Source organism: Nostoc sp. CCY 9925 (assembly GCF_963920935.1).
In the GTDB taxonomy this organism is placed as follows: Bacteria; Cyanobacteriota; Cyanobacteriia; order Cyanobacteriales; family Nostocaceae; genus Nostoc.
The window spans coordinates 113,748-124,920 of the sequence record NZ_CAWUDO010000010.1 but is presented as its reverse complement, the minus strand read 5'-3'; the positions used below and the strand labels follow the sequence as shown (position 1 = coordinate 124,920).

General features: G+C 35.8%; 5 protein-coding genes. All 5 read left to right on the top strand.

Annotated features, from left to right (window positions below; translation table 11 throughout):
- Positions 1–13 precede the first annotated feature (13 nt).
- The 5 genes from ACM0OY_RS08160 to ACM0OY_RS08140 are packed head-to-tail and all read left to right on the top strand — an operon-like array spanning position 14 to position 11,164.
- Entirely contained in the window at positions 14–4,756 is a 4,743-nt protein-coding gene (locus tag ACM0OY_RS08160) for a beta-ketoacyl synthase N-terminal-like domain-containing protein (RefSeq protein ID WP_414568356.1), read from the top strand.
- Positions 4,756–6,159 (top strand): condensation domain-containing protein, encoded by a 1,404-nt coding sequence (locus tag ACM0OY_RS08155; protein WP_414568355.1) that lies wholly within the window; start codon positions 4,756–4,758, stop codon positions 6,157–6,159. Before ACM0OY_RS08160 ends, ACM0OY_RS08155 begins: the two co-directional genes overlap by 1 nt.
- Positions 6,160–6,170: 11 nt before the next feature.
- Positions 6,171–7,052 carry a cupin-like domain-containing protein gene (locus tag ACM0OY_RS08150; RefSeq protein WP_414568354.1) on the top strand — a complete coding sequence of 294 codons (882 nt, stop codon included), beginning with the start codon at positions 6,171–6,173 and terminating at the stop codon, positions 7,050–7,052.
- A 40-nt stretch (positions 7,053–7,092) separates the two neighbouring features.
- On the top strand, positions 7,093–8,349 hold the full coding sequence (gene ectB, locus ACM0OY_RS08145) for a diaminobutyrate--2-oxoglutarate transaminase (protein WP_414568353.1): 1,257 nt from the start codon (positions 7,093–7,095) through the stop codon (positions 8,347–8,349).
- 49 nt (positions 8,350–8,398) lie between these two features.
- The gene (locus ACM0OY_RS08140; RefSeq protein ID WP_414568352.1) at positions 8,399–11,164 is read left to right on the top strand and encodes a non-ribosomal peptide synthetase; all 2,766 of its coding nucleotides are present in this window, start codon (positions 8,399–8,401) and stop codon (positions 11,162–11,164) included.
- Positions 11,165–11,173 lie beyond the last annotated feature (9 nt).

Sequence of the window (11,173 nt, the reverse complement as noted above, 5' to 3'; positions counted from 1 at the left end):
GAATTTATAAATCATGAATATTCCAACCGAAACATACTCTACTAACGGTTCAGAAATTGCAATTATTGGATTAACAGGCAGATTTCCTGGGGCAAAAAATCTGGATGAATTTTGGTATAATCTCCAAAATGGTGTAAAATCAATTTCTTTTTTTAGTGACGAGGAATTATTGGCATCAGGAGTAGACCCAGCACTTCTGAGTAATCCCAATTATGTAAAAGCCAATGCTGTCCTAGAAGATGCAGAACTTTTTGATGCTGCCTTTTTTGGCTTTAATCCCAGAGATGCAGAAATGACCGATCCCCAACACCGGATTTTTTTAGAGTGTGCTTGGGAAGCATTGGAAAACGCAGGGTATAATTCTGAAACCTATAACGGTTCCATAGGTGTTTTTGCTGGTTCTAACTTAAGCGGTTATTTACTAAACATTTATTTTAATCAAAATATTAAAAACTCAATAGATGAACATCAACTAACAATTGCTGCCGATAAAGATTACCTGGCTACACGTACTTCTTACAAACTTAATTTAACAGGGCCTAGTTATGCAGTTCAAACAGCTTGCTCAACCTCATTAGTCGCGGTACATTTAGCTTGCCAAAGTTTGCTCAACGGTGAATGTGATATTGCTTTGGTTGGTGGCGTTTCTATCGGCGCATCAAGAAAAGCTGGCTATTTATATAAAGAGGGAGGTATTAAATCTCCTGACGGACATTGCCGCGCTTTTGATGCTAAAGCACAGGGAACTGTAAGTGGAGAAGGTATAGGAATTGTTGTTTTAAAAAGATTAGAAGATACCTTAAATGATGGAGATTTTATTCATGCTGTAATTAAAGGTTCTGCTATCAATAATGACGGTTCAAACAAAGTTAGCTACACAGCACCCCGGATAGAAGGTCAAGCTAAAGTTATTAAAACGGCTCAAGTTGTTGCAGAAATAGAGCCAGAAACAATCACTTATATTGAAGCTCATGGAACAGGAACTGCCTTAGGAGATCCAATTGAAATTGCTGCACTAACCCAAGCATTTCAAAGCAGTACAAAAAATAGAAACTTCTGTGCAATTGGTTCTTTAAAAACAAATATTGGTCACTTAGATGCAGCTGCCGGTGTTGCAGGTTTAATTAAAACAGTTTTAGCTCTAAAACACAAACAAATTCCTCCCAGCTTGCATTTTGAGGAACCAAATCCTCAAATTGATTTCGCCAACAGTCCTTTTTATGTCAACAATAAGCTTTCGGAATGGAAAGCAGAAAAATATCCTAGACGTGCAGGAGTTAGTTCTTTTGGTATTGGTGGTACTAATGCCCATGTAATTTTAGAAGAAGCTCCAATTTTTGCAACCCAAGGAAGTGTTTCTCGTCCCTGGCATTTGTTGCCTATCTCTGCCAAAACTCCAACAGCATTGGAATCTGCTACAATTAATCTTGCTAATTATTTGGCACAGCATCCTCAAATTAATCTTGCTGATGTAGCTTATACTTTGCAGGTTGGTCGCCGAAATTTTAACCACCGTCGAGTGTTGTTGTGTCACGATATTTCCGACGCTATCAAAATACTAACAGCGCCAGATAAACAAGGAATTTTTAATAGCTGTTCCGAAACCCGTAACCATCCAATTGTATTTATGTTTCCGGGACAGGGAGCGCAGTATGTAAATATGGGACGGGAATTATATGAAACAGAATCTATTTTTCGGGAACAAGTTGATGATTGCTGTGAATTTTTGAAACCACATTTAAAGTTAGACCTCAAAGATATACTTTATCCCACAACATTAGAAATTACAAAAGAAAAACTCCAACAAACTTCCTTAACACAACCTGCATTATTTGTAATTGAATATGCCCTGGCTAAACTTTGGATGTCATGGGGTGTGCATCCGCAAGCGATGATTGGTCACAGCATCGGCGAGTATGTAGCGGCTTGTATTTCTGGTGTTTTTTCTTTAGAAGAGGCACTAACTTTAGTCGCAATTCGCGGACAATTAATGCAAAAACTCGAAGCTGGATCGATGCTTTCTGTTTCGATTTCTGCTCAAGAAATACAACCAATGTTGGGTTCAGAACTTTCTTTAGCTGCGAGTAATGCACCCTCTCTTTGTGTAGTTTCTGGTGCTACAGATGCGATAGAAACATTACAAAATCATTTGACTGAGCAAGGTATAGATTGCCGCCGTCTGCATACATCTCATGCTTTCCATTCTCAGATGATGGAGCCGATTTTAGAGCTATTTGTACGACACGTTAAAGAAGTCAATTTGAAATCACCTCAAATTCCTTTTGTATCTAATGTGACCGGAACTTGGATTACAGCAGAGCAAGCAACTGACCCTGACTACTGGGCTAGACATTTACGGCAAGCGGTATTGTTTAATGAGGGAATCGCCGAACTCCTGCAACAACCAGAGCGAATATTTTTAGAAATCGGGCCAGGACGCACATTAACTACCCTAGCCAAACGACAGTTAGCTTCACAAACTGTGGTATTAACTTCCCTGCGGCATCCCCAAGAGCAAGTTTCTGATGTGGTATTTTTGCTTAATACTCTCTCTCGACTTTGGTTAACAGGATTACCAATAAATTGGACAGGCTTTTATGCTTACGAACAACGCAAACATATTCCTTTGCCTACTTATCCTTTTGAACGCCAACGTTATTGGATTGAGGCTGATTCTGAAACTGCGTTATCAACAATAAGCACAAAATCATTAATTAAAAAGCCCAATATTGCTGATTGGTTTTATGTCCCTATCTGGAAACAATCTACACCAATTGGATTGTTAAAAGCAACTGAAAAAAATACCTGCTGGTTAATTTTTATCGATGATTATGGAATTGGAAGCGCAGTTGCCAAACGACTAGAACAGCAAAGCCAAAATATTATCACAGTTAGGATTGCAGATAAATTTACTCAGATAGACAAATATACATATACTATTAACACCCAGCAAAAAAATGATTACGATACTTTGTTAGAAGTACTCCAAAAACAGAGTTTGATTCCAAATGCGATCGCTCATTTTTGGAGCATTACACCAAATGATACTTTACTAACTTTTGAGAATTGTCAAAATCTTGGCTTTTGGAGTTTGTTGTATTTGATGCAGGCATTGGGAAAGCAAAATATCAGCGATTCTCTGAAGTTGAGGGTTGTAACTAATAATCTATATAATGTTATCGGTGAGGAAAAGTTATGCCCAGAAAAGGCAACGATATTAGGGGCTTGTAAGGTAATTCCGAAAGAATATCCAAACATTAATTCCTCTATAATTGATGTACTAATTACTGCGGCTAAAATTTCACCAACACAAAAATTTGTAGACTATCTGATTACAGAGCTAACAACACAGGAAACTGAGAATATAGTTGCTTACCGTGGATGTAGTCGCTGGGTTCAAACCTTTGAAACAGTCCGTCTAGATGAAAATATCCCAGGTAAAACTAAGTTAAAAAAAGCAGGAGTTTACTTAATTACTGGTGGACTTGGCGGTATAGGGTTGGTGCTGGCAGAACATTTAGCGAAGACAGTACAAGCTAAGTTAATTTTAATTGGTAGAAAGGGATTACCAGAGCGATGGCAGTGGCAACAATGGCTAGAAACTCATGATAGTCAAGATAGTGTTAGCCGCAAGATTCAAAAAATGCTGGCACTTGAGAAATTGGGGTCAGAAGTTGAGGTTAAAAGCGCCGATGTCGCCAGCTACGAAGAAATGCAGGTAGCCATTACTGAAGCTTTAGAAAAATTTGGTCAAATTAATGGTGTCATCCATGCAGCGGGTATTGCTGGCGGTGGCATGATTCAACTCAAAACAGAGGATATAGCAAACAGTGTCTTAGCACCAAAAGTCAAGGGCACATTAGTATTAGAAAATATTTTAAAATTAAAAAATATTACTTTAGATTTCTTGGTGCTTTGTTCTTCCCAAAGTTCTATCTTAAGTGAATTTGGACAGGTAGATTATTGTGCTGCTAATGCATTTCTAGATGTTTATGCAAATTATCGTACTTCTCAATTTGACGAATTCACAGTGTCAATCAACTGGGATACTTGGCAAGAAGTAGGAATGGCAGTAGAGACAACACTACCAGAACAATTAAAGCTGCAACGTGAAGAAGAAATCAAAAAAGGAATACTACCTCAAGAAGGTGCTGAAGCTTTTAATCGTATTTTGTTAAGTAATTTGCCTCGTGTTGTTGTCTCAACCCAAGACTTTCAAAAAATAATTGAACAGAACAATTCTTTCAATTATCTAGACCAAGATTTAGGGCTTTTATCAGAAACATCAAAAACAAATTCTGACCAACTCAGCCATCCACGTCCAAACTTGGCAAATGCTTATGTTGCCCCTCGTAACGAAGTTGAGCAGACCCTAGCTAATATTTGGCAACAATTTCTAGGAATTGAAAAGGTCGGTATTCATGACAACTTTTTTGAGTTGGCAGGAGATTCGATTATGACAATTCAAATTGTTGCCAAAGCTAATCAATTAGGTCTAAAGCTAACTTCTCAACAAATGTTTCTGCACCAGACTATTGCTGAAATAGTAACAGCAGCAAATTTAAACGAGACCAAGCAAACTCAAAATGATTCCAGAGATGCAGAAATTTATCCTACACCCACTCAGCATCGTGAGTGTCAGCCATTGTCAGCAGAAAAATATACACCCTCTGATTTTCCCAGAGCTAACTTGAGCCAACAAGACTTAGACAAATTGTTCGCAAAAATCAACCGATTAGGTGAGAAAAAAGCATAATGAAACCAGAAAATGTAGAAGATATATATGAACTTACACCTGTCCAAAAGGGGATGCTTTTCCATTGTTTGTATGCAAGAGAATCAGCGTTATATTTCTTTCACCATACCTTAACTTTACATGGTCATCCAAATATAGAGGCTTTTGAACAAGCATGGCAGCAAGTAGTAGATAGACATACTATTTTGCGTACAGGATTTTATTGGGAAGACATTGATAATCCATTACAAGTTGTCTATAAACAAGTAAAAATTAATCTAAATCAATATGATTGGCGTGGTGCTGAGCAAGCAGAACAACAAAAGAAATTGAAGTTATTTTTAGAGAGCGATCGCCAATTATGTTTTGACTTTTCCCAACCATGTTTAATGCGTCTATCGCTAATTCGTCTTGCTGATAATTGCTATGAATTTATTTGGAGCAATCACCATATAATTATAGACGGCTGGACAACTCCAATAATATTAGAAGAATGCCTACAAATTTACGCAGCACTTTGTGAATCTAAACAAGCTAACTTACCACCAGCGCGTCCTTTTAGGAATTATATCGACTGGTTACAGCAACAGAACATAGCTAAGACCGAAAGTTATTGGCGGCAAGCACTACAAGGAGTAAAAGCGCCAACTCCCTTAACTTACATAGAAAATAATCAACTGTCTGACCAAAAAGAAAGGTACGACGAAGAAAAAATTCAATTATCAGAAGCAACTACAAAATCACTGCTATCTTTTGCTACAAAAAATCGTCTAACTCTTGCCACATTAGTTCATGGAATCTGGTCTATTCTTCTGAGTCGTTATACTTGTCGTGACAACATCATCTATGGATGTACTGTTACAGGAAGACCAGTAGACTTAGCCGATGTACATTCAATGGTTGGTATGTTTATAAATACCTTACCAATTAATGTCAAGTTAAATACTGACCAAAAATTATTGTCATGGCTACAAGATTTTCAGACTCAATTAGTAGAAGCACGTCATCATGAATATACTCCACTAACACAAATTCAAGGCTGGAGTGAAGTACCCCGAAATTTACCATTGTTTGAAACAATTGTTGTGGTTGAGAACCTTCCAGTCAGTCAATTTGTCAGAAATTGGAAAGGAGATATAGAGTTTGAACCGACTGGAACTTATTATAGAAACAACTACCCTTTGAATTTAGTTATCTATCCAGAATCAGAAATTATAGTAGCAATTTCATACAATACTTCTAGATTTGATATTGTTACCATTACTGGGATAATTAGGGATTTTCAAGTACTTTTACAAGAAATAATTAATCATCCTGATATTCGAATCAAAGAACTATCACTTTCGACACCACAACAACAACAAATATTAACTGCTTTAGAAAAAGAAGCATCATTTGATTGGGAATTAGCTGCAACGTTTTAAAGGATTAAAACATGATTGTTTCATCTGCAATAGAAAGAAGATATAAAATTTCCAGTGATGAATTCACAAAAAATTATGTTGAACTAGGTAAACCAGTAATAATCTCTGGAGTAATTTCTAACTGGAGTGCCTTTGATGGATGGTCTTTAAAAAACTTCAAAAATTTATCTCCAGATCTAAATATTTATGCCAAAAAATTTAGCAATAAACAAATTGAGATATGTCGCCTGACAATGAAAAAATATATAGAATTAATAGAAAATTATGAAAAAGATCCTGAAAATAATTCTCGACCGCCATATTGCCATGACCTACCTTTATTTAGCTTAATACCTTCACTAATAGAAGACGTTAAACCATTTCCGATTGAATATTTACCAAAATGGTATTGGTACAAGTGGTGGCGTTACTGCCAGTTTTTCTTAGGCTCTTCTAACAGTATTACACCACTACATTTTGATTGCCTTTTAACTAACAATATTTTTTTTCAAATTGCCGGACGCAAACAATTTACCATCTTATTACCTGAAGACGCCAAATATTGTTATCGCCAAGGCTGGAGATGGTTTCGTGTTAATCCAGAAAATCCAGATTTCAATCAATACCCTAACTATAAAAATGCCAGACCGATTACATTTATTGTCAATCCTGGAGAGATTTTATATATGCCTCCTGGAACACTGCATCATGTTAGAAGTTTAGATATGTCAATATCTTTTAATATCGATTGGCATACTCAAAAAACTTCACTTAGTGCCCTAGCAGCTATTAAAAAAGGGATGCCAATTCAAAATTTATACTATAACTGGTTGTTAACGATGGGTTTAGTATTTAAAGTACCTCCTCAGATAATTTTTAAATTCTATAAATCTTACCTCAATTATGTTTCTTAAAAAGTACACGCTCAGTTTGTAATTCAAATCCAGGAAACTCATGAATATATTTGAAAAGCGTGAATCCAACGTCAGAAGCTATTGTCATAATTTTCCGGATATCTTTCATAGAGCTAAAGGTTCTATAATTTATTCGGAATCAGGGAAAGAATATATTGATTTTTTTGCCGGAGCAGGAGCTTTAAATTATGGACATAACCATGACTATATAAAACAAAGGGTTATTTCATATTTAGATGCTGATGGAATTGCACATGGGCTAGATATGTATACTTCGGCTAAAGAAAAGTTTTTAGCGAAGTTTGATGAAGTAGTACTTAGTTCAAAAAAACTAGATTATCGCATTCAATTTTGTGGTCCAACAGGAACAAATGCAGTAGAAGCTGCTTTAAAGTTAGCTAGAAAAGTTAAAAAAAGATCGGGTATTTTCTCCTTCATGGGAGCATATCATGGAATGACTTTGGGTAGTTTAGCAATTAGTGGTAATATCGGAATCCGAGCAGGCGCAATTGGGACATCAAGCAATGTAACATTTATGCCTTATCCTTATGGATTTATGGAAAGTTTTGACACAATAGAATATATAGAATCAGTTTTAAATGATGTTAATTCCGGAATTGAAAAACCAGCAGCAATAATCTTTGAAACAGTGCAAGCAGAAGGTGGAGTTATTGTAGCTCCCATTGATTGGATGCAAAGATTAAGAAAGTTGTGTGATGAGAATGATATTTTATTAATCTGCGATGATATTCAAGTTGGTTGCGGCCGAACGGGGTCTTTCTTTTCTTTTGAAAGAGCAGATATCGTTCCCGATATGGTAGTACTATCTAAATCAATTAGTGGATATGGGTTTCCCATGTCGCTATTATTAATTAAGCCAGAGTTCGATATCTGGGAACCGGGCGAACATAACGGTACTTTTAGAGGAAATCAATTAGCATTTATTGGAGCCACAGCGGCTCTAGAGTATCGAGAAAGTTATGATTTTGAACAAGATGTAAAAGCTAAAGAGCTTTTTTTGAAAAATTTTCTCACTCGCGAGATAGCATCAATTAGTGAAAAAATTGCAATTCGTGGAATTGGAATGATTTGGGGAATTGATGTGAAAAATTTTGGCGATCGCACTTTATCTCAACGTATCACATCGCGTTGTTTTGAACTAGGGTTAATCATTGAAAAAGCAGGCAGAAATGATAGCGTAATTAAAATTCTGCCACCTCTAATAATTGATATGTCCAGCTTGCAAAAGGGTTGTTCAATTATCAAAGCAGCCTTTGATGATTGTATATCTAATTAGATTTACATAGTAGTTAATTCGTCAAGCAATTGATTATCAGGAAAAGATTATGGTTTTACATCTACACTCGCATAACACATTCTCTGAAAAAATTTATTGGATAAATAAACTATCAGGAGAATTGCCAGAAACAAATTTAATGCTGGACTATGTAAGACCTTTATTCCCTAGCGGTAGTAAAAAATCTCTGACATTTGATTTATCAAATGATTTATCTCAAGCAATTATTAAACTTGGGAAAAATTCTTATTTTTCAATTTATTTAATACTTTTATCTGCCTTGAAAATATTGCTACCAAAATATACGCGAAACAATGATGTTATCGTTGGCATACCAGTATATGAAAAAATTGGAACAGATGACGTAAATAGCAAAGTAATTCCTTTGCGTACTAAAGTTACGCCTGAGCTTTCATTCAAAGATTTTCTTTTACAGGTAAAAGATACTACTGTAGCTGCTTATAGTCATCAAAATTATAATTTTAATGAATTAATTAAATTATTAGAAATACCAACAACTCCTAATCGTTGTCCAATTTTTGATATAGTAGTTTTACTAGAAAATATCCATCAGAGAAGCCAGTTAAACCAACTCAATAATGACATTACAGTTTCTTTTACGCTTAATGGTGAAAGTATTAGTGTTGATATAGAATATAGCGAACATCTGTTTCAAGATGAAAATATTAAATTGATGAGCAGATGTTATGTCAATGTTCTAGAAAGTTGCCTGAATAAAGTTGATATTAAAATTTCTGATGTTGTTTTATTAAAAGACTCTGATAGATACAAATTATTACAAGACTACAACAACAATACTAAAGAGTATCCGGTCGAACAGACAATAAATCAATTATTTGAAAACCAAGTATCTCAGACTCAAAACAACATAGCTGTAGTTCACGAACAAACTCAATTAACTTATCAAGAGCTAAATCATAAAGCTAATCAATTAGCGAGATTATTAAGGAAATTAGGACTTAATCAAGGAGAGTTTGTAGGAATTTTCAAAGACCGCGATATTAATTTCCTCATTGCTATCCTTGCTATCTACAAAGCAGGTGGAGCTTATGTACCCATTGATAGTACTTACCCACCGAATCGCATTAAATATATGCTAGCTAATAGCGAAGTGAGGTTTTTATTTACAGATTCTTCGTTATTGAATGTTTTATCAGATTTAACAGAAGATTGTTCGCAGATCTCGTCTATTATTTGTTTGGATAGCTTGATTCCCGATCAGACATTGGTTGCTGAGCGCCCAGAATTAAAGATATATAATAAGTTAGACTTTGAACATCTGCCTAATGATAATATAGAACCTATCAATGATGCTGCTGACCCAGCTTATATGCTGTATACTTCTGGGTCTACAGGATTACCAAAAGGGGCAATTGTCAGACATGATGGTGCAATTAATCATATTTATGCTCAATTTGATGAGTTGCAGTTAACAGAAGAATTTTATTTTCTCCAAAGCGCTCCTTCTTCAACAGATATTTCTGTTTGGCAATTTTTAGCACCGCTTTTAATTGGTGGCAAAACAGTAATAGTAGATGTAGAAACTGTTGGAATTCCTGATAAACTATTTAAGGCGCTAAAATCACAAAAAATTACAGTTGTTGAATTAGTACCTGCATTATTTGGTGGCTTACTGGAATATACTTCTCAGCTAGGAATTCATGAAAGAGAATTACCCGATTTGAAATGGATGATGGTTGTGGGAGAACCAGTATCGGTAAGTTGGGTAAATAAGTGGCTCCAGATATATCCTGAAATCAAAATTGTTAACGCTTATGGCCCTACCGAAGCTGCTGATGATATTACTCAATTTATTGTTAACCAGCCTTTTGGTGAAAATCAGCGAACAGTACCAATTGGTAAACCATTAGCTAACTTGAATCTCTACATTCTAGATGAGCAAATGCAACTATTACCTATTGGCGCTCCAGGTGAAATTTGTGTATCCGGAATTGGTGTCGGTGCGGGGTACTGGAAAAATCAAGAAAAAACTAATTTAAGTTTTGTTCCTAACCCTTTTCCAGATATTCGGAAAAAGCTACCACCAAATCGCCAGGATTTAATCTATAAAACCGGAGATTTAGGTAGGTGGCTGGCTGATGGAAATATGGAATTCCTTGGACGCATTGACCATCAAGTAAAAATTCGTGGTTTTCGAGTTGAACTTGGTGAAATTGAAACATTTTTAAATCAGCACCCTAATGTACGCGAAAATGTCATAATAGTTCAAGAAGATGAACCAGGTAACTTGCTAATTGTTGCCTATGTAGTTGCCAAAATAGAGCCAGTTCCTAGTATTAGTGAATTGCGTAGTTTTTTAAAAGAGAAATTACCAGATCACATGTTACCTTCTGCCTTTGTGATGCTAGAAAATCTGCCTCTAGCACCTAGCGGTAAGGTGGACCGGAAAGCTTTACCAAAACCAGATAATCTTCGCCCAGTACTAGAAACAGCTTATGTATTGCCGCGAAATGAGATGGAACACACAATTGCTGATATTTGGCAAAAAATTCTCAAGGTGGAGAAAGTCGGCATTCAAGATAACTTTTTTGACCTTGGCGGTCATTCGCTAAATGTGCTTCAGGTTTACAGCAAACTACGAGAAATTTTTAAACCAGACTTAGCAATAACTGACCTGTTTAAATATCCAACAATCAGTTCTATATCCCGATATTTTAGCCAAGAAGAAGATGATAACTTTGAAAACCAAAGCAATGAATTAAACGAACAGCTAGAAGCTGGAAAAGCTAGATTAAAACAACGCTTCTTACAAAAGAGACAACAGAATGTGTAACGGCAAACA

Coding starts and splice junctions, on each gene's coding strand:
- ACM0OY_RS08150 (WP_414568354.1), top strand. CDS start 6,171: ATGATTGTTTCATCTGCAATAGAAAGAAGATATAAAATTTCCAGTGAT.
- ACM0OY_RS08160 (WP_414568356.1), top strand. CDS start 14: ATGAATATTCCAACCGAAACATACTCTACTAACGGTTCAGAAATTGCA.
- ectB (WP_414568353.1), top strand. CDS start 7,093: ATGAATATATTTGAAAAGCGTGAATCCAACGTCAGAAGCTATTGTCAT.
- ACM0OY_RS08140 (WP_414568352.1), top strand. CDS start 8,399: ATGGTTTTACATCTACACTCGCATAACACATTCTCTGAAAAAATTTAT.
- ACM0OY_RS08155 (WP_414568355.1), top strand. CDS start 4,756: ATGAAACCAGAAAATGTAGAAGATATATATGAACTTACACCTGTCCAA.